Origin of the sequence: Arthrobacter sp. zg-Y769 (assembly GCF_020907405.1) — a bacterium.
Classification (GTDB): domain Bacteria; phylum Actinomycetota; class Actinomycetes; order Actinomycetales; family Micrococcaceae; genus Arthrobacter_B.
Window position 1 is genome coordinate 396,613 of record NZ_JAJJOE010000008.1, and the last position, 18,204, is coordinate 414,816.

Sequence of the window (18,204 nt, forward strand, 5' to 3'; positions counted from 1 at the left end):
GTTCGCGTCGAGTGCCGGGACAGTCCGTTTAGGCCGTTGCAGGAGTTAGCGGCGGACCTGGTTGCCCTTGCCGCGGCCGGCAACACCCTCGGCAACGCCGATCAGCAGGACCGCGGCGATAACGGACACGATGAATCCGACGATGTTGAGTTCCCAGATGTCGCCGGTGCCCAGCAGGCTGGCGATGACTCCGCCGATAACGGAACCCACGAGGCCCAGCAGCAGAGTCGCAACGATTCCCAGGTTCTGCCGGCCCGGCTTGATCAGCCGCGCGAGGGCTCCAATGATAAGCCCTGCAATGATGAATCCGATCATGGTTCTGGTCCCTTCGTAGCGGTGCATGCAACGGGAGAACGGGTCTCCCGGAGATCCGGTCTGCCCTCAATCCTAGTCAGAAAACACCGAAGTTCCTAAGCGTGCTGTCTATTCCCTCATGAGCCGGCAGGGATAACCGGACCGGTGGGTCCGGCCACCCTGCACCGCGGCTTACCGGGCGCCCCGTGCCGGCTATTCGAAAACGGGGACGCCGTTACGCACCAGGCGCCAGTTGTTTTCGGCAAAATCGGCCGGATCCACCGTCCCCTTGGCCACCACGTAGTCGATGAGCAGCTGGCGGATTTCCGTCTGCTGGTTCACCAGTACCGTGGCCGTGGCGATGTGCGGGAAATTGCCGCCGCCCGACTGCCGGTAGTTGTTGGTTGCGACGGCGAACCGCTGGGCGGGATCCACCGGTGCCCCGTTAAAGCTCAGGTTGACTATCCGCTCCCCCACGGGACGGCTGATGTCGATGTCATAGGAGACGCCGGACATCATGTCGTAGTTGTAGTCGGGAGTGCCGTTTGCATTGGTCAGCGTAGCGGGATCCACCGGGGCTCCCGGCGCGGTCTGGTTGAAGTACTTCGCCGAGTACTCCAGATACTCCTTCACCTGGGCGCCGGTCATTTCCACGCCGAACAGGGTATTCGGGAAGACGTACAGCCCTGCGAGGTCGCGGATGGTCACCGGACCGGCGGGAATTTCCGCGGTGCGGCTAAAGGGTGCCACCAACGAGAGCACCGGCAAATCGGCATTCGGGCCGCCGTCCAGCGCACGGTCCACAGCCTGGGCCTGGACGGAATTCACGAAGTCCATCACTGCCGTATCACGGTACCGGGATTCCTCCGCGGGCATTGACTCGGTGGCGTTGCCGACCGGCGTATTGACGTAATCGATGACGCGCTGGTGCTGCTCCGCGACCAGTTTGGAGACCACCGGGTCCGCCTCGACCGTGTTCGCGTTCAACAGCGACGCCGACGCCGACGTCACGTCCCACTGGCCGCGGACCTTGGTCAGTTCAAAGTCCATGACGGACAGCCGCATGCCCCAGTTCAACGGCTCGGTCAGCAGGACCTGCTCGCCGGTGGTCTTGTTGGTCACGAAGCGCTCCGGAATTTCCTGGTGGGCATGCCCCACCAGGACTGCGTCGATCCCGGGCACGGTTTCCGCCAGCTGGGTGGAGGCGTTCTCCAGGGGCAGCTCGTCCCCGTAGGACGAGGTTCCCGAGGTGCCGGAGTGCGAACTGACCACGACAACGTCAGCACCGCGGGCCTTCATTTCCGGCACATACTTCTGTGCCTGCTCCACAATGCCCGGGAACTCAAGCTTCCCGTCAACATTGTTCTTGTCCCAGATGGCTACCCCGGGATTTGTAAGCCCCAGGATGCCGACCTTCACGGGTTTGTTGCCCTTGGTCTTGACGGTCTTGATGATGTACGGGGTAAAGGCCGGTTTGTCCGTGGCGGAGTCCACTGCGTTTGCCCCGAGCAGCGGGAAGTTCAGCTGGGACTCGAATGTGCGCAGCATTTCGAGGCCGTAGTTGAATTCGTGGTTACCCAGCGCGGCGGCGTCATAGTCCATGGAATTCATGGCCGCTGCCACGGGATGGATTTCTCCGGTTTTGGTGATCGGCTCCGTGTTGGCGAAGTAATCGGTCAGGGACGTGCCCTGGATGGTATCGCCGGCGTCGATCAGCATGGTGGACTCCGGTCCCCGGTCGGCCCGTACCGAATTTACCAGGGTGGAGATCTTCGCCAATCCCACATCATTGTGCGCGGCGTCGTCATATTCGACGTCGTTGAAATAGTCCCAGTTCTCGACATAGCCGTGCAGGTCCGAGGTTCCCATAACCGTGACGCTGGTCTTCTGGTCCTTGCCGGCATGCTCCGGCGGCGCGGCTGCTGCCGGCGTCATCGACACGAGTGTTACTGCCACGGCCGCGGTGACTGCGGTGGCAGCACCCCGGCGTCGGGCGGATGGATGCATCAATCTCAACAACTCCTCATAGTGCGGAAAATGTGACCTTAGGCACCCTTACAGGGTAAGGGACCGTTACGGAAGACCCCGGGGTTCCTTCGCTTCCGCTTTTCGTCATAATCACAAAAGAACAGACATGTCGTGCGTCGCAGCCGACCGGAAAATGTAGCGTAATCCCACCTCACTCACACGCTGCACTAAGGGGATGCTTTGAAAATTGACATGAGACGCCGGAGTTTCCGGTGCGCATTGGCGCTGGCAGTTGGCAGTTCCGTCCTCCTCTCCCCGGTGGCCGCCGTTGCCGCCCCGGCCAAGGTGGCGCCGGCTCCCAGTGGGTTCTCCGGCGCACCGGGGCCGGACGGGAACGCCGCCAAATCCGACGACCGTTCCGATCCGGCAGCCGACGAACGCCGCCAGCTGAACCAGCAGGCAATTGAGAAAGTTGTCCGCGGTGAAGCGCCCGTTCAATCCCGGGGAGGTTCAAAATCCGTACAGGTGGCTCCGGGCCAGTGGGCCGAATACGGGTTGGAGGACAGCGACCAGATCCTGTCCTTCCTCATCGACTTCGGCGACCAGGTGGATCCGCGCTTCCCGACAGCGCCGGCCGGCCCGCAGCACAACGAGATTCCCGAGCCCAACCGCGCCGTGGACAACTCAACCTACTGGGAACCGGACTTTGACCGGCAGCACTACCTGGACATGTTCTTCGATCCGCAGGAAGAGTCGCTGAAGACCCTGTATGAGGAAATGTCCAGCGGCCGCTACACGGTCGACGGCGATGTCAGCGACTGGGTCACGGTTCCTTACAACTCCGCCAGCTACGGAGAGACCGAGAGCCAGACGGACATGACCCGCTTCGTGCAGGACGCGGCGGATGCCTGGTACGACGCGCAGCTCGCGGCCGGTAAGAGTGCTGCGGACATCGACGCCTACCTGGCCGGGTTTGACCAGTGGGACCGCTACGACTACAACAACAACGGCAACTTCGATGAAGCCGACGGCTACATCGACCACTTCCAGGCCATCCACGCAGGCGAAGGCGAGGAAGCCGGCGCTCCGACGTCGACCATCTGGGCCCACCGGTGGTCGGTCGGCCAGGCCGGCACCGGCACGCAGGGACCCGCGACCAACCCGTTCGGCGGCATCCGGATCGGCGATTCGAAGGTCTGGATCCGGGACTACACCACGGAACCGGAAAACGGCGGCCTCGGCGTTTTTGCCCACGAGTACGCCCACGACCTCGGGCTTCCGGATCTCTACGACACCAGCGGCGGCGAAAACAGCACCGGCTTCTGGACCCTGATGAGTTCCGGTTCCTGGCTGGGCCACGGCAACGGAACAATCGGCACCACGCCCAACCACATGGGCGCCTGGGAGAAGCTGCAGCTCGGGTGGCTGGACTATGACACCGCGGCTGCCGGCGCGAAGTCCACGCACAAGCTCGGCCCGTCCTTCCACGCGACCAAGAAGCAGCAGGCCCTGGTGGTCACGCTGCCCCGGGATGCCGCCGGCAACGGCCGCTACTACATTGCCGAAAACCGGCAGTACATGAGTTATGACGACACACTGCGGACCGGCCCGTACAACTTCGGCTGGGCGCTCAGCGCCCCGGACCGGGTGGAACACTACCCATACCAGGACGGCCTGCTGATCACGTACTGGAACGCCGGGCAGCGGAACAACAACACCCTGCAGCACCCGGGTGCGGGCCTGGTCCTGCCGGTCGACGCGAATCCGCAGACCCTGCGGTGGTCCGACGGCACCATTGCCCGCAACCGCATCCAGAGCTTCGATGCGACCTTCGGCAAGGACGCCACCGATCCGGTTTCCCTGCACCGCGAAACCGCAGCCGGGATGACCACGCTGAAGGCTCCGGCCCGTCCCGGCGTGCCGGTATTCGATGACACCAATCCGAACGCCTACTACGATCCCGCCAACCCGCAGGCCAGCGTGGTGGTGGCAGGGACGGGCACGAAGATTACCGTGGTGAACAGTAATCCGAAGGGCATGATGACGGTGCGGGTGAACTAGAGGCTTATTGCTCTGGGCCTCGCTCGCTTCGCGGGGCCCGACTCCGGCGGCAACGATATTCCAGAGCTCGCAGAGCTCGCTTGGAATATTAAAGCCGCCTCCGCCAGGCCCCTACGGCTACCCTCGCAGCGTCACCACACAAGAGAAAAAAGGCAGGGCACCGGTACGCTCCGAGGCCCTGCCTTTTCGTTGTTGCTTCGTCCTTAAGGCGTTGGGGTGGAGTCATTCCACTGCTCTTCGCCGTCCGCGTCGAGATGGCCGGATGGGGTGAGGCCCAGGTGGCGGGCGACAGCCGATGAAGCAGTGTTTTCCGGATGGATGGACGCCGTGATGCGGACCGGTGGGTGTTGGAGGCGCAGCCAGGCGACCATTGCGCGGGCGGCCTCGGTGGCAGCACCCCTGCCCTGGAATGCCTCGCCCACCACCCAGGCAAGGTCCGACGCCGGCCCGTCCGCCTCCACTGTCGCCTGGACGAATCCGATGCTCCGGCCCTGTTCGCGGATAATCCAGTTCAGCCAGATTTCCCGTCCGTCCGGAGAGGTTCCGAGGGCCTGTGCCGCGTACCTCGCCGCCAGGATCTGCGCTGTCGGTGCCGTCCCGCCGATGTATTTGTAGAGAGCCGAGCCGGCCAACACCTCCGTCATTTCCGCCGCATGATGTACGCCCAGGGGCTCCAGCGTGAAGCGCTCAGTGGCGATCAACGCAGCGCGAAGGGTTCCATTCATTGCCGGGCCTAAAGGATCTGCTGGAAGAGCAGATGGTCCCGCCATTCCCCGGCAATTCGAAGGTAGTCCGGCGCCATGCCGATCCGCTCAAACCCGGAGCGGGCCAGGACTTTCTGCGACGCTTCGTTGTCCAGCAGGGTGGCGGCCTGGACCCGGTGCAGCCCCAGCTCGCTTCGGCTCAGTTCGACGACGGCCTCCACCGCCGCGGTGCCGATCCCCCGTCCGGCGTAGTCGCCGTCGACCCAGTAGCCGAGGTTTCCCGACTGGAAGGGACCGCCAACGATCCCGCTGAGCGTAATGGTGCCGACGATCCGTTCGTGATGGGCCAGAACCCAGGGAACCTCCGTACCCGCGGCATGCTGGACCAGCTTCGACCTCAGGACCGCGCGTTGGCCGGCCGGGGTGAAGAACGTGTCCTCCCTAAGCGGTTCAAAGGGCGCCAGGTAACTCCGGTTCCGCTGGTAGGCGGCGGCGAGCGCTTCGGCATCGGACAGGTCCGCGACCCGGAGCCGGATACCGTGCAGTAGCTGTGGGGCGGGAAGAGGTTCGCTGAGCACACTTCAGCGTAGCTCCCGTGGTCCCGGTCACATGGAAAAGCGGATACGGCCGCGCGTCGCCTCCGGGCCTCTACCCGAAGCGGCGGGCGGAGCTACCTGGACGCGGCCCCCAGCTCCCGGTGTCCCGAAAGCAGGGTGATCACCGGATTAGCCAGCCAACGCCGGCAGCTGCCGCCCAGACCCGCAACCCTCCCCGGGGTCGATGCGGGGGCAGCGCGGCCAACTCGCAGGTTGGTGTGGAAAGCTGGCGAAATGAACAGGACGGAACGGATTCCAGCGTGGCTGCGCCGCACCGGCATCGAGGTGGCCGGATGGTCCCTCGTTGTCCTGGGCCTGGCTGCCCTGGTGCTCCCCGGACCGGGACTGCTTATGGTGGTGGCCGGGCTGGCAGTCCTTTCCCTGCGCTATGCCTGGGCCCACCGCTGGCTCCATCCCGTCAAGGCGCGTGCTTTCCGTGCTGCGGCACAGGGGGTGCAGACCGTGCCCCGGATTGTCGCTGCTGTCTGCGGCGGTCTCGCCGTCATGGCCGCCGGCGTGATCTGGGGCCTTTGGCGGCAGGTACCGCCCTGGTGGCCGCTGCAGGATTCCTGGTGGCTGCCGGGCGGCTGGGTTACCGGTGCAACCCTGATTGCTTCGGGCTGCATCGGCCTGGCACTTATTGCCTACAGCTACGTCCGCTTCCGCCGTTCGGACTCATCCCGAGGCTAGGACATCGGCCGCCCGGCTCACCAGGGCTGGTTAGCCGGTTCCGGGCCGCGACGTAAGCCGGCCGGCTTACGGGAGCAGCTTAAGCGCCGCCGACAGGTACGGTGCCGTCCGGCTGGCATCGCACGCGGCGACGTCGTCGGCTGTGCCGGCGCAGATGATCCGGCCGCCTTCCTCGCCGCCGGACGGACCCATGTCGATGACCCAGTCCGCGGACGCCACCACATTCATGGAGTGCTCCACCACCACCACGGTGTTGCCGGCATCCACCAGCCGGTTCAGCTGGCGCAGCAGCAGCTGCACATCCTGCGGGTGCAGGCCGGTGGTGGGCTCGTCGAGCAGGAACAGGGTGTGGCCGCGGCGGGCCCGCTGCAGTTCGGTGGCGAGCTTGATCCGCTGGGCTTCTCCGCCGGAGAGTTCGGTGGCGGGCTGGCCCAGGCGCAGGTAGCCCAGTCCGACGTCGAGCAGTGTCCGCAGGCTGCGGGCCGCGGCAGGCACATCGGCCAGGAACTCGGCGGCGGTTTCCACCCGCATTCCGAGCACATCGGCGATGCTCTTGCCGCGGTAGGTGACTTCGAGGGTCTCCTCGTTGTAGCGGGCGCCGTGGCAGACAGGGCAGGGTCCGTAGGTGCCGGGCAGGAACAGGAGTTCGACGGCGAGGAAGCCTTCACCCTGGCAGGTTTCGCAGCGGCCGCCCGCCACGTTGAAGGAAAAGCGTCCGGCGTTGTAGCCGCGGGCACGGGCTTCCTCGGTGCCGGCGTAGAGCTTGCGCACGGCGTCGAAGAGGCCGGTGTAGGTGGCCAGGTTGGAGCGCGGGGTGCGGCCGATGGGGCGCTGGTCCACCCGTACCAGCCGGTCCAGGTGCTCCAGGCCGGCGATGCTGCGCACGTGTGCCCCCGGATCCTGCTCTTCCGGCGCCTCGGGATCCTCGGCTTCGGTGGGCACGCCGTTGACCTGGCGCCCTACGGTTTCGGCCAGGACCTGGCTGACCAGGGTCGACTTGCCGGATCCCGAAACGCCGGTCACGGCGGTGAACACGCCCAGCGGAATCTCGGCGTCCAGGCCGCGCAGGTTGTGCCTGGTGATTCCCTTCAGGCTCAGCCACCGGTCGGGGGTGCGGCGGGCGGGCTTTTCGGTTTCGGCTTCGCCGAACAGGAACGGACGCGTGGCGCTTTCCTCAACTTCCGCGAGTCCGGCCACGGGACCGCTGTAGAGCACGGTTCCGCCGCCGTCGCCGGCCTGCGGACCGACGTCCACAATCCATTCGGCGCTGCGCACCACGTCCATGTTGTGCTCCACGACAAACACCGAGTTGCCGGCATCCTTGAGTTCCTGCAGCACGGTCAGCAGCGGCTCCGCGTCGGCCGGATGCAGCCCCGCGGAGGGCTCGTCCAGGACGTAGATGACCCCGAACAGCCCCGAGCGCAGCTGGGTGGCGATCCGCAGGCGCTGCATCTCACCGGGCGAGAGGGTGGGGGTGCCACGGGAAAGGCTCAGGTAGCCCAGGCCCAGCCCGATCAGCACCTCCAGCCGGCCCAGCAGGTCCCGGGTGATGGTCACGGCCACTTCAGTGTCCTCATTGGAGGCTGCCGCACGGGAGGCGGTGCCCGCGGACTTCAGTTCCGCCGTCGGCCGGATGATTTCCGCCAGCTCAGCGAGCGTGGCGCCGTTCAGCTCGGCGATGTTCCGGCCGGCAAACGTTACGGCGAGCGCCTCGGGGCGCAGTCCCGCTCCCCCGCAGACAGGGCAGGGACCGGACACCATGTAGGCCAGGACCCGTTCACGCATCTGCGCGCTGCCGGAATCCGCAAGGGTATGCATCACGTAGCTCTTGGCGCTCCAGAACCGGCCCTTGTACGGCTTGGCCACGCGGTCACGCTGCGGGGTGATCATCACCACCGGCTGTTCCTCGGTGAAGAGGATCCAGTCGCGGTCCTTCTTGGGCAGCTGATTCCAGGGCACATCGACGTCGTAGCCCAGCTGGATCAGGATGTCGCGCAGGTTTTTGCCCTGCCACGCGCCGGGCCAGGCCGCAATCGCGCCGTCCCGGATACTGAGGGTGGGATCCGGAACCAGGGAGTCCTCGGTGACGGTATGGGCAATCCCGAGTCCGGAGCACTCCCGGCAGGCGCCGGCCGCCGTATTGGGCGAGAAGGCATCGGAGTCGAGGCTGCCGGGTTCGGCGTTTGCCGGATAGGTGCCGCCGCGCGAATACAGCATGCGCATCGAGTTCGAGAGCGTGGTGAGGGTGCCGACAGTGGAGCGCGAGCTGGGCGCACCGCGTCGCTGCTGAAGGGCGACGGCGGGCGGCAGCCCGGCGATCTCCTCCACCTTGGGGTTGGATCCCTGGGAAAGCAGGCGGCGCGCGTAGGGGGCCACCGACTCGAAGTAGCGCCGCTGCGCCTCGGCGTAGATGGTGCCGAAGGCCAGGGAGGACTTGCCGGAACCCGAAACGCCGGTGAAGGCGACAATCGCGTCCCGGGGGATGTCGACGTCGACGTTGCGAAGGTTGTTTTCCTGCGCTCCGCGCACGCGCACCATACCGCTGGCAAGCATATTGGGGGCAGATTCCGGGGAAGTTTTCGCGCTACTCATCATCTTTAGGTTACCGAGGCTTCTCCAACGGTACTAAACCGTAAGCCTGCTTTCCGCCTAGAGCGTGAGCTGCCGGACCGCACGTTCACCGCCGGCTGGGTAGGCCTCCCCGCCTGCCGGAACCGTCACAACCCGGTGATAGGGTTCACAGGCACATTCAAGAACACTGGGGGATCCATGAAAAAGACACTTGCAACCGCCGCCGTCCTGCTTTTGGCAGCGTCCCTGTCCGCATGCGGAGGTGCGGACACCTCCGAAACCGCGGGGCAGGAAGAGACGTCGGCAGCGGAAGGCAACCAGGAGCACACCATCCTCTACGAAGTGACCAGTGACGGTGCAACGGCCACCTCCGTCATCTTGGTGACGGAGGCAAGCACCGGTGAAAAGGAACATCTCACGGAGGTGCCGCTGCCTTTTTCCAAGGAGTTCACGGAAACCAACGACGGGGAGTATGAAACCTACTACTCCGTATCCCCCTCCCCCGCGGAAGACGCAACGACCATCACCTGCACAATCACCGTTGACGGCGAAGTGATGTCCGAAGAAACATCCACGGAACCTTACGTCGCACCCCACTGCAGCGTCTTCCCTGATTCGCCGGCGGCCGGGTAACCGCAACCGGCGCAGGCTGTCGCCTGCGCCGGTACCGGTCTGCCGCCGCGGGGCGGCATCACGGATGAGATGCACGCTCACCCATATCGGGTGGACTTTGCCCGCGGACCGCCTTGGATCCGGGAAGACACCTCCGCGGACGCGGACCCGGCCTAGTCTGGTGGGGTTGGCACACCATCTTTCTCGGGCGGTCGAGTCCCATGAAAAACCTACTGATAACCATCGGCATCCAACTCCTCGCGGCCTGTGCGGGCCTGTTGCTGAGTCTGTGGTGGGTTTCCGGGTTCACCATCCAGTGGCCCGGTTTCGTTGTGGCGGTGCTTGTAGTGGTTGTTGCCCAGGCGGCCATGGCGCCGCTTGCCGTCCATGCCGCCCGGCGGTATGCGCCTGCATTCCTGGGCGGAACGGGGCTGGCCGCTGCACTGCTGGCGTTGATCATTGCCGGCCTGTTCCCGGGCGGGGTAAGCATCAACGGCATCGGCGACTGGATCCTCTCGGCACTCATTCTCTGGGTGTGCACGGCCGCCGGGGCCGCCGTTGCGCAGACGCCCGCGGCCCGGCGCCGCGGCGGGCAGCACAGCCACAAGTCCTGACAGCCGTGCCGTGCAGGCGGTTTCATACGGACGGTTCGCCGCGCAGCGAGGGACCGGAATGCTGGTCTAAAATACGGCACACAGGTATGTTCTGCCGAAGGAATGGACGGAACGTCCTGTGCAGCGGCAGTAAACAATGATATTTCGGCAATTGAATTCACATGGGGGAACTTTGAGCAACAATCAGCAGTCACCGGAGCCGTGGCAGCCGCCATCCACCGGCCAGGAGGGAACGCCCCCGCAGTACCAGGCGCAGCCCGCAGAGCAGCAGTACCCGGCGTACCCCGGCGCGCAGCAGAATCCCGCCCAGCAGTACCCGGCGTACCCCGGCGCGCAGCAGGATCCCGCCCAGCAGTACCCGGCGTACCCCGGCGCCCAGCAGAATCCGCCGTACCCCGGCGCCCAGCAGTATCCCGCGCAGCAGTACCCCGGCACCCAGCAGTACCCCGGGCAGCAGTACCCCGGTGCCCCCGCCGCGGGGCTGGGCTACGGTGTACCCCAGCCGGTGAAGCAGACGGGAAAACGGGTGACCAGCATGATTTTCCTGGTCATCGGCTATGTCCTGGGGAGTCTTTTCCTCCTCGTTGTTCCGTCGGTACTGGCGGAATTGTTCGTAGAAGCCGAAACGGAAGGTGGCGCCTTCCTTGTAGGCGGGATCATTGGCACCTTGATTCTCCCCGCGCTCGCAGCGGCCCTCGTGGTTTGCATGCACCTGTGGCGCCGCAAGATTAAGCAGGATGAACTCCGTCAGATGAAATACTGACGCAGCTTTTCGCTGCGGCCGTCCCGACCCGCCATCAGGGCGGCCGCAGATCAGCACCCTCGATGGCCATCCAGCCACCCGGCGGTCAGACGCCGCCGTCAGCCACCCGTCTCAGGGAAACGCCGTACTGCCCCAGCAATGCGTCCCCCGCCCGCCGTGCGGCCGGTGAAACAGCATCCAGTGTCAGGAAGCCGTGGACAAGCCCGGCATGCGGCACATACTCCACGTCCGCCCCCGCTGCCGCCAGCCTCTCCGCCAGCAGCTTCCCCTCATCCCGCAGTGGATCATGCTCCGCGGTGGCCACGATGGCGGGTACCGGCATACCGGAACCCGGGAGGGTGAACCCGTGGACGGGACTCAACCCGGCAAGCGTCCCGGGCGAGGCATCCGGAACCCACAGCGAGATGTAATAGGCCAGGTCCCGCGCCGACAGGCCCCACCCCTCCCCCTTCTGCCGGATGCTGGGCAGGCTGAGCGTCAGGTCCGCATTGGGATAGGCCAGGAAAAGAAGGTCCGGCCGGGCCGAAGCGGCTGCCAGCCTGCGGGCAGCGAGGAAAGCGATAAGCCCGCCGGAACTGTCCCCCGCCAATCCGACGCCGGGCAGTAGCTGTCCCAGTTCCGCTGGAACCCGCCCCTGGAGTCCCCCCGCCGCCCAGTCCAGCACCGCCGCGACGTCGTCGACCGCCGCCGGGGCCGGATGCTCGGGCGCCAGGCGGTAATCCACCGCCAGTACCGCCGTTCCACCCAGCAGCGCCAGCCGGCGGCACAGGCGGTCATGCGATGCCAGGCCGCCGAATACGAAGCCCCCGCCGTGAACGAATACTGTGAGGTGCTGGGCCGCCGCACTGGAGCGGTACAACCGCGCCCGCACCGGCACGGACCCGGGGACCACCAGGTCCTTCACTTCGGCCAGCCCGGGCCCGGCAGCGCGCGGGCGGGGACCGCGGAGCCGCTGGATCTGCTCCAGCGAGGGGGCGGGACCTTCGCTGCGGCGGATCTCCTGCAGCCAGGCGGCCAGTCCGGGGTCGGCTACGGAATCCATCCGGCCAACGTAACACCGGGTTTCTCGAACGGCGGTATGTGGGTAGGGTCGATTCGGGACCGGCGTGATCCACGCCATAGCGGATCAGTCCACAGCTGCCCGCAGGCGTCCTTGCGGCCTATGTTACTCGCGAGTAACATCGACTCGGACGCTGTTCCGTTTCATATCTCAAAGAGGAGTAAGTACGTGAGCCCACAAAGCCGATCACGGCAGATCAGGGACGTAGTTTTCGTTGACGGAGTGCGGACCCCCTTCGGCAAAGCAGGCGAAAAGGGTATCTACGCCGGAATGCGTGCCGACGACCTGGTGGTCAAGTGCATCCGCGAACTGATGCGCCGCAACCCGTCCCTTCCTCCGGAACGCATCGATGAAGTAGCCATTGCCGCCACCACCCAGTCCGGCGACCAGGGCATGACCATCGGGCGCACCGCCGCGCTCCTGGCCGGTCTGCCGCGCACCGTGCCGGGCTTCGCCATCGACCGCATGTGCGCCGGCGCCATGACGGCCGTGACCACCACCGCGTCCGGCATCGGCTTCGGCGCCTACGACGTCGTCATTGCCGGCGGCGTGGAGCACATGGGCAACCACCCGATGGGCAAGGATGCCGACCCGAACCCGCGCTTTATGACCGAGCGCCTGGTGGACCCGGCCGCCCTGAACATGGGCAACACTGCGGAGAACCTGCACGACCGCTTCCCGCACATTACCAAGGACCGCACCGACGCGTACGCCGCTGCGAGCCAGGAGAAGCTGGCCAAGGCCTACGCCGCCAACTCCATCCAGCCGGACCTGGTGCCGGTGGCCACGAAGAAGCCGGGCACCGGCTGGACCCTGAACACCGTGGACGAACCGCCGCGCCCGGGCACCACCGTTGAAGACCTTGCCTCCCTGCGCACCCCGTTCCGCGCGCACGGCCGGGTCACGGCCGGTAACGCTGCCGGCCTGAACGACGGCGCCACCACCGCGCTGCTGGCCTCCGCCGAAGCCGCCGAGGAACTTGGCCTCGGCGTCAAGATGCGCCTGGTCGGCTACGCCTTCGCCGGCGTCGAGCCCGAGGTCATGGGCTACGGCCCGGTTCCCGCCACCGAAAAGGTACTGGAGCAGACCGGCCTGTCCATCGAGGACATCGGACTGTTTGAAATCAACGAGGCCTTCGCCATCCAGGTGTTGGCGTTCCTGGACCACTTCGGCATCGACGACGAGGATCCCCGCGTGAACCGCTACGGCGGCGCCATCGCCGTCGGGCACCCGCTGGCTTCCTCGGGCGTACGCCTGATGAACCAGCTGGCCCGCCAGTTCGAGGAAGACCCGACCGTCCGCTACGGCATGACCACCATGTGCATCGGCCTGGGCATGGGCGCCACCGTCATCTGGGAAAACCCGAACCACCCCGACTACAACACCGATTCCACGGAGGCCACGAAGTAATGTCTGCTCCTGACTACCAGCGCCTCGCGGGACTGTTCCCCACCGAGGTTGTCACCCACTCCTACGTCTCCGACATCCAGCTCCCCGGCAACGCAGGCACCTTCGCGCTGATCACCCTGGACAACGACGTCGACCACTCCCGTCCCACCACGCTCGGTCCGAACACCCTGCTGGAGCTGGGTGCGAAGCTGGACGAGCTCAAGGTCCGCGCGGAGGCCGGCGAGATCGTCGGCGTCGGCGTCACCGGCAAGCCGTTCTACCTCGTTGCCGGCGCCGACCTTTCGGCAGTGAAGTCCATCTCCGAATACGAAGACGGCGTGGCGATGGCCCATCTGGGCCATGACGTGTACGCCAAGCTCGGCAACCTGGGCGTGCCCAGCTTCGCCTTCATCAACGGCGTTGCCCTCGGCGGCGGCCTGGAGATTGCCCTGCAGTCCGATTACCGCACGGTTTCCACCGGTGCCGGTGCGCTCTCGCTGCCCGAGGCGTTCATCGGCCTGGTGCCGGGCTGGGGCGGTGTGTACCTGCTGCCGCGCCTGATCGGTCCCGAGAACGCCGTGAAGGTGATGATCGAGAACCCGCTGAGCAACAACCGCACCCTCTCCGGGGCTGCCGCCTACAAGCTGGGCATCGCCGACGCCCTGTTCGAGCCGGCGGACTTCCTGGAGCAGTCCCTCACCTGGGCCTCCCGCGTGATCCGCGGCGAGGAGCAGGTTTCCCGGCCCAACGCCGTCGAACCCGCCGACGCCGGCGAAGCCTGGGATGCCGCCGTCGCCAAGGGACGCGCGTTTGTGGAGGCCAAGACCTCCAACGCAGCCCCCGCCCCGGCCCTGGTCCTGGACCTGCTCGAAGCCGGCAAGACCTGGACCCGGGAGGAATCCCGCGAGGCCGAGTGCAATGCCCTGGCCGAACTGATGCAGACCCCGCAGTTCCGCTCCACCGTCTACGCGTTCCTGGACCTGGTCCAGAAGCGCGGCAAGCGTCCCGCCGGCGCTCCGGACAAGAAGCTGGCCCGCCCGGTCACCAAGGTGGGCGTGGTCGGCGCCGGCCTGATGGCCAGCCAGCTCGCCCTGCTGTTCGCCCGCCAGCTGAAGGTGCCCGTGGTGATGACGGACATCGACCAGGCCCGCGTGGACAAGGGCGTGGGCTACGTGCACGCCGAAGTGGACAAGCTCCTGGCCAAGAAGCGCATCTCCCCCGACGCCGCCAACCGCACCAAGGGCCTGGTCACCGGTTCGGTTTCCAAGGAAGCGTTCTCCGACGCCGACTTCGTCATCGAGGCCGTCTTCGAGGAACTCTCGGTCAAGAAGCAGGTGTTCGCCGAGGTGGAGGCCGTGGTCTCCCCCGAATGCATCCTGGCCACCAACACCTCCTCCCTCTCCGTGACGGAAATGGCCGCGGACCTGCAGCACCCGGAGCGGGTAGTGGGGTTCCACTTCTTCAACCCGGTCGCCGTTATGCCGCTGCTGGAAATCGTGCGCGCTCCCAAGACCGACGACGCCGTGCTGGCCACCGCCTTTGTGCTGGCCAGGCAGCTGAAGAAGACCGCTGTGCTGGTCAAGGACGCCGCCGCCTTCGTGGTGAACCGCATCCTGGGCCGCATGTTCGGCGAGATCACCATGGTCTTCGACGAGGGCACCGACGCCGCCACCGCGGACAACGCGCTGCGCCCGATGGGCCTGCCTATGTCCCCGTTCACCCTGCTCGCCCTCGTGGGCCTGCCGGTGGGACAGCATGTGCAGGAATCTCTGCACTCGGCCTTCGGTGAGCGCTTCTGGCTCTCGAAGAACTCGCAGAAGATCATCGACGCCGGCATCAAGTCCCTGTGGCAGAAGGACGAGGACGGCAAGGCCTACATCCCCGAGGAAACCCTGGCGATGCTGGACTTCGGCACCACTCCCTCCACCTCCGAGGAGGTCCTGCGCCGCACGCAGGACGCCCTGGCCGAGGAAATCGGGCTCATGCTTGCCGAGGGCGTTGTGGCAGCTCCGGAGGACATCGACCTGTGCATGATCCTCGGTGCCGGCTGGCCGATGCACCTGGGCGGCATCACGCCGTACCTGGACCGCGTCGGTGCGTCCGAGCGCGTGAACGGCAAGAAGTTCCATGAGTCAGGGGTTGCTGCTCCGGCTGCGTAGCTTGTAGCCCTAGGCATCGCCCGCGCTTGTCCGCGCCGGGCGGACCGGAACGGCGGCAACGAAAATCCTTTGCTGGCTTCAGCTCGCGGGAATTATCAAAGCCGCCTCACCCGGTCCGTCCGGCGCTTTTGCGTGTCCGTCCCGGCGCATTTCGATTCGGTCTGGTCAGGGTGCAGCGGCTGCGCTAGCCTCCCTGCATGAGCGAGGACCCAACCTGGTCGCAGAAGCATGCCAAGCGAATGGTGGTGGTCATACTCAGTGCCGGCGTCTCTCTCTGGCTGCTTCTCCTGTTGCCGTTCGATGAGCCCTGGAATTGGCTGTTGGTTGGGCTTTTCCTGGTGCTGGGCGCGGCTTTCATCGGGCTGCTGGCAAGCTTCTTCCTGCAGCAGCGTGACGATTACTGGCATGAACAGGAAAGGGACAGCTAAATGTCTTTCCAGGCCTATCTCGACGCCATCGAGGAGAAAACGGGACTAACACCCCGCCAGCTTGTGGATGTTGCCGCAGCCAAAGGGTTCAGCGGAGGGGACGTCAAGGCAGGGGAAATCCTCGAGTGGCTGAAGACCGACTACGCCATCGGACGCGGACACGGCATGGCACTCGTCCATGTCATCAGAAACGGGGCCCAGATCGACAAGAAACACGTCGGCACAACAGGAACCCACCGCGACGAATCCGAAACCCTCTGGCTCGACGGCAAGGCAACCAAACCCGGAAGCGCTGGAGATCCGGGAGGGCCCGGGGCACTGGAGGGTCAGGCGGGCCCGGGCTAGGCGCCGGAGGGTCCGGGTTAGGCGGCTTTAATAATCCCTGCGAGCTCTGCGAGCAAGGGATTTTCGTTGCCGCCGTTCCGGACCCACCGGCGCAGCCGCGCACCCAAGGAGGTGCACCCAAGGCGACGCACCGTTGATGCAGAACTTAGAACAAAGCAACCTTCGGCGTCTTCGGGAAGATCCGGTCCAGTTCTTCCAGGTCCTTCTCCGACGGCTCCCAGCACACGGCTTCGGCGTTCTGCTGGACCTGCTCCACCTTGGTGGCACCGGCAATGACCGATGCGACCGACGGCTGCGCGGCGAGCCAGGAGAACGCCACCTGCACTTCGGTCAGTCCGCGCTCGGAGGCGAACCGGCCGAACTCGGCCAGCTGCTCCAGGTCCGCATTCTCCAGCAGGTTCTTGCGCGAATGCGTGAGGCGGCTTCCCTCGGGCGCCTTACCGCTGCTGTACTTGCCGGTGAGCAGGCCGTTGGCCAGCGGGAAGTAGGGCAGCACGCCCAGACCGTAGGCTTCGGCAGCGGGAGTAACCTCGAGCTCGGCCCGGCGGTCCAGCAGGTTGTAGTGGTTCTGGGCGGAGATGAACGGGGTGTACCCGCCCATCCGGGCCGTGAACTCGGCTTCGGCAATCTGCCAGCCCGTCCGGTTGGAGTGTCCGATGTAGCGGACCTTTCCGCTGGTCACCAGGTCATCGAGTGCGGCAAGGGTCTCCTCGATGGGGGTGAGCGGATCCGGGGTGTGGAACTGGTACAGGTCAATCCAGTCCGTGTTCAGGCGGCGCAGGGAAGCCTCCGCAGCCTTCACGATGTACCGGCGCGAGCCCCGGGCACCGAAGTCCGCACCGTTGACGCCCTGCATGTCCATTCCGAATTTGGTGGCCAGCACAATGTCGTCGCGCCGCGAGCGCAGCGCCTTGCCCAGCATTTCCTCGCTCAGCCCCGGTGTGCGCCCGTAGGTATCGGCCACGTCGAACAGGGTGACGCCGGCGTCGATCGCGGCATGGACGACGGCGTCGGTGCCCTCCTGCGATTCAGTGGGTGTTCCCGGCCGGCCCAGGTTGTTGCAGCCGAGCCCGACCGTGGAGACGGTCAGGCCGGAATTTCCGAGTCTGTTGTAAGAAGTCATGCAAGCTACGGTACTCCCGTGAACCGCTCTCCTTGTGCGTCTCCCGGATCCCTGCGGTTTGCGCAGAATCCCTCGGTTTGTCCGGATCCCTGCTCCGCGCGGCGCGGGGATCCGGACAAACCGCAGGGATTCGGACTCCCGTCGGAAGCCCAGCGCCGGGGGACGGGAAATCCCTCGAATCCCTGCGGTTTGGGAGAATCCGTACGGTTTGGGAAATCCCTGCCACTGCGCAGCGGAGGATTTTCCCAAACCGGCAGCAAAGTCCCAACCCGGCAGCAGAACGCGCTAGCCCGGGAAGTTGTCCAGGGTGGTGGTTGGCACAGGAGGCCCCCAAACGCGACCTGCACGGTCCAGCGCCGGAAAGCCGACGGGAAATCCCTCGAATCCCTGCGGTTTGGGAAAACCCGTACGGTTTGGGAAAACCCGTACGGTTTGGGAAATCCCGGCCGCTGCGCAGCGGAGGGATTTCCCAAACCGGAAGCAGGATCCCAAACCGGCAGCAGAACGCGCTAGCCCGGGAAGGTGTCCAGTGTGCTGTTGGGGCCCGGCGCCTTGTCGGTTTCCAGGATGTACTGGATGGGGATGGCGCCGGTGGGAAGCAACCCGGTGTAAACCTGCTCGCTGCGCCGGCGCTCGGCTTCGATCCCCTCGCCCCGGACCGCGGCGGAAAACACCTGCATGGACAGCGGCTGTGTTCCCTGCCGCTCGCTCCAGATCATGTACATACCGTAGAGGTCGGCGACGGGGGTTGCTTCGTCATCCAGATCGCCTACGGTGCACTCGGCGAGAAACCGGTGGATTTCCGGCAGTATGTCCTGAGCCATACC

Annotated in this window: 17 protein-coding genes; 8 read left to right on the forward strand and 9 right to left on the reverse strand. The window is 65.8% G+C overall.

Annotated elements, in window-relative coordinates; genetic code table 11:
• Positions 1 to 45: 45 nt before the first annotated feature.
• On the reverse strand, positions 46 to 315 hold the full coding sequence (locus LOC60_RS08550; protein WP_230024397.1) for a GlsB/YeaQ/YmgE family stress response membrane protein: 270 nt from the start codon (positions 313 to 315) through the stop codon (positions 46 to 48).
• A 192-nt stretch (positions 316 to 507) separates the two neighbouring features.
• Positions 508 to 2,301 (reverse strand): bifunctional metallophosphatase/5'-nucleotidase, encoded by a 1,794-nt coding sequence (locus tag LOC60_RS08555; RefSeq protein WP_230024499.1) that lies wholly within the window; start codon positions 2,299 to 2,301, stop codon positions 508 to 510.
• 213 nt (positions 2,302 to 2,514) lie between these two features.
• On the opposite strand from LOC60_RS08555, the gene LOC60_RS08560 reads away from it, so the two are divergent.
• Positions 2,515 to 4,323 carry an immune inhibitor A domain-containing protein gene (locus tag LOC60_RS08560; RefSeq protein WP_230024398.1) on the forward strand — a complete coding sequence of 603 codons (1,809 nt, stop codon included), beginning with the start codon at positions 2,515 to 2,517 and terminating at the stop codon, positions 4,321 to 4,323.
• A 203-nt stretch (positions 4,324 to 4,526) separates the two neighbouring features.
• On the opposite strand, the gene LOC60_RS08565 is transcribed toward LOC60_RS08560, so the two are convergent.
• Positions 4,527 to 5,048, reverse strand: coding sequence for a GNAT family N-acetyltransferase (locus LOC60_RS08565; protein WP_230024399.1), 522 nt, complete (start codon positions 5,046 to 5,048; stop codon positions 4,527 to 4,529).
• Between the two features lie 8 nt (positions 5,049 to 5,056).
• Positions 5,057 to 5,605, reverse strand: a complete 549-nt coding sequence (locus LOC60_RS08570) for a GNAT family N-acetyltransferase (protein WP_230024401.1) — start codon at positions 5,603 to 5,605, stop codon at positions 5,057 to 5,059.
• A 252-nt stretch (positions 5,606 to 5,857) separates the two neighbouring features.
• Here LOC60_RS08570 and LOC60_RS08575 point away from each other — a divergent pair, with 252 nt between their 5' ends.
• Positions 5,858 to 6,313 carry a PGPGW domain-containing protein gene (locus LOC60_RS08575; protein WP_230024402.1) on the forward strand — a complete coding sequence of 152 codons (456 nt, stop codon included), beginning with the start codon at positions 5,858 to 5,860 and terminating at the stop codon, positions 6,311 to 6,313.
• A 66-nt stretch (positions 6,314 to 6,379) separates the two neighbouring features.
• Here the strand turns inward: LOC60_RS08575 and uvrA are convergent, their stop codons facing one another.
• Entirely contained in the window at positions 6,380 to 8,905 is a 2,526-nt protein-coding gene (gene uvrA, locus LOC60_RS08580; RefSeq protein ID WP_230024403.1) for an excinuclease ABC subunit UvrA, read from the reverse strand.
• A gap of 177 nt (positions 8,906 to 9,082) precedes the next feature.
• Between uvrA and LOC60_RS08585 the strand changes: the two genes are divergently transcribed.
• The gene (locus LOC60_RS08585; RefSeq protein ID WP_230024404.1) at positions 9,083 to 9,517 is read left to right on the forward strand and encodes an MmpS family transport accessory protein; all 435 of its coding nucleotides are present in this window, start codon (positions 9,083 to 9,085) and stop codon (positions 9,515 to 9,517) included.
• 200 nt (positions 9,518 to 9,717) lie between these two features.
• On the forward strand, positions 9,718 to 10,110 hold the full coding sequence (locus LOC60_RS08590) for a hypothetical protein (RefSeq protein WP_230024405.1): 393 nt from the start codon (positions 9,718 to 9,720) through the stop codon (positions 10,108 to 10,110).
• A gap of 190 nt (positions 10,111 to 10,300) precedes the next feature.
• On the opposite strand, the gene LOC60_RS08595 is transcribed toward LOC60_RS08590, so the two are convergent.
• Positions 10,301 to 10,822: a hypothetical protein gene (locus LOC60_RS08595; RefSeq protein WP_230024406.1), complete on the reverse strand. Its 522-nt coding sequence runs from the start codon at positions 10,820 to 10,822 to the stop codon at positions 10,301 to 10,303.
• A 136-nt stretch (positions 10,823 to 10,958) separates the two neighbouring features.
• The gene (locus LOC60_RS08600) at positions 10,959 to 11,915 is read right to left on the reverse strand and encodes an alpha/beta hydrolase fold domain-containing protein (protein ID WP_230024407.1); all 957 of its coding nucleotides are present in this window, start codon (positions 11,913 to 11,915) and stop codon (positions 10,959 to 10,961) included.
• 186 nt (positions 11,916 to 12,101) lie between these two features.
• Between LOC60_RS08600 and LOC60_RS08605 the strand changes: the two genes are divergently transcribed.
• The 4 genes from LOC60_RS08605 (at position 12,102) to LOC60_RS08620 (ending at position 16,254) form a co-directional block, all read left to right on the forward strand.
• Entirely contained in the window at positions 12,102 to 13,343 is a 1,242-nt protein-coding gene (locus LOC60_RS08605) for a thiolase family protein (RefSeq protein ID WP_230024409.1), read from the forward strand.
• On the forward strand, positions 13,343 to 15,481 hold the full coding sequence (locus tag LOC60_RS08610; protein ID WP_230024410.1) for a 3-hydroxyacyl-CoA dehydrogenase NAD-binding domain-containing protein: 2,139 nt from the start codon (positions 13,343 to 13,345) through the stop codon (positions 15,479 to 15,481). Before LOC60_RS08605 ends, LOC60_RS08610 begins: the two co-directional genes overlap by 1 nt.
• Before the next feature lie 197 nt (positions 15,482 to 15,678).
• Positions 15,679 to 15,909: a hypothetical protein gene (locus LOC60_RS08615; protein ID WP_230024411.1), complete on the forward strand. Its 231-nt coding sequence runs from the start codon at positions 15,679 to 15,681 to the stop codon at positions 15,907 to 15,909.
• A complete protein-coding gene (locus LOC60_RS08620; RefSeq protein ID WP_230024412.1) occupies positions 15,910 to 16,254 on the forward strand; it encodes a DUF4287 domain-containing protein in 345 nt (114 codons plus the stop codon).
• A gap of 145 nt (positions 16,255 to 16,399) precedes the next feature.
• Here the strand turns inward: LOC60_RS08620 and LOC60_RS08625 are convergent, their stop codons facing one another.
• Entirely contained in the window at positions 16,400 to 17,377 is a 978-nt protein-coding gene (locus LOC60_RS08625; protein WP_230024413.1) for an aldo/keto reductase, read from the reverse strand.
• A 509-nt stretch (positions 17,378 to 17,886) separates the two neighbouring features.
• Positions 17,887 to 18,201, reverse strand: a complete 315-nt coding sequence (locus LOC60_RS08630; protein ID WP_230024414.1) for a hypothetical protein — start codon at positions 18,199 to 18,201, stop codon at positions 17,887 to 17,889.
• Positions 18,202 to 18,204: the final 3 nt, after the last annotated feature.

Bases quoted from the DNA above. Each gene is read 5' to 3' on its own strand.
- LOC60_RS08550 (WP_230024397.1), bottom strand. From the start codon at position 315: ATGATCGGATTCATCATTGCAGGGCTTATCATTGGAGCCCTCGCGCGG.
- LOC60_RS08555 (WP_230024499.1), bottom strand. From the start codon at position 2,301: ATGCATCCATCCGCCCGACGCCGGGGTGCTGCCACCGCAGTCACCGCG.
- LOC60_RS08560 (WP_230024398.1), top strand. From the start codon at position 2,515: ATGAGACGCCGGAGTTTCCGGTGCGCATTGGCGCTGGCAGTTGGCAGT.
- LOC60_RS08565 (WP_230024399.1), bottom strand. From the start codon at position 5,048: ATGAATGGAACCCTTCGCGCTGCGTTGATCGCCACTGAGCGCTTCACG.
- LOC60_RS08575 (WP_230024402.1), top strand. From the start codon at position 5,858: ATGAACAGGACGGAACGGATTCCAGCGTGGCTGCGCCGCACCGGCATC.
- uvrA (WP_230024403.1), bottom strand. From the start codon at position 8,905: ATGAGTAGCGCGAAAACTTCCCCGGAATCTGCCCCCAATATGCTTGCC.
- LOC60_RS08585 (WP_230024404.1), top strand. From the start codon at position 9,083: ATGAAAAAGACACTTGCAACCGCCGCCGTCCTGCTTTTGGCAGCGTCC.
- LOC60_RS08590 (WP_230024405.1), top strand. From the start codon at position 9,718: ATGAAAAACCTACTGATAACCATCGGCATCCAACTCCTCGCGGCCTGT.
- LOC60_RS08600 (WP_230024407.1), bottom strand. From the start codon at position 11,915: ATGGATTCCGTAGCCGACCCCGGACTGGCCGCCTGGCTGCAGGAGATC.
- LOC60_RS08610 (WP_230024410.1), top strand. From the start codon at position 13,343: ATGTCTGCTCCTGACTACCAGCGCCTCGCGGGACTGTTCCCCACCGAG.
- LOC60_RS08615 (WP_230024411.1), top strand. From the start codon at position 15,679: ATGAGCGAGGACCCAACCTGGTCGCAGAAGCATGCCAAGCGAATGGTG.
- LOC60_RS08620 (WP_230024412.1), top strand. From the start codon at position 15,910: ATGTCTTTCCAGGCCTATCTCGACGCCATCGAGGAGAAAACGGGACTA.
- LOC60_RS08625 (WP_230024413.1), bottom strand. From the start codon at position 17,377: ATGACTTCTTACAACAGACTCGGAAATTCCGGCCTGACCGTCTCCACG.
- LOC60_RS08630 (WP_230024414.1), bottom strand. From the start codon at position 18,201: ATGGCTCAGGACATACTGCCGGAAATCCACCGGTTTCTCGCCGAGTGC.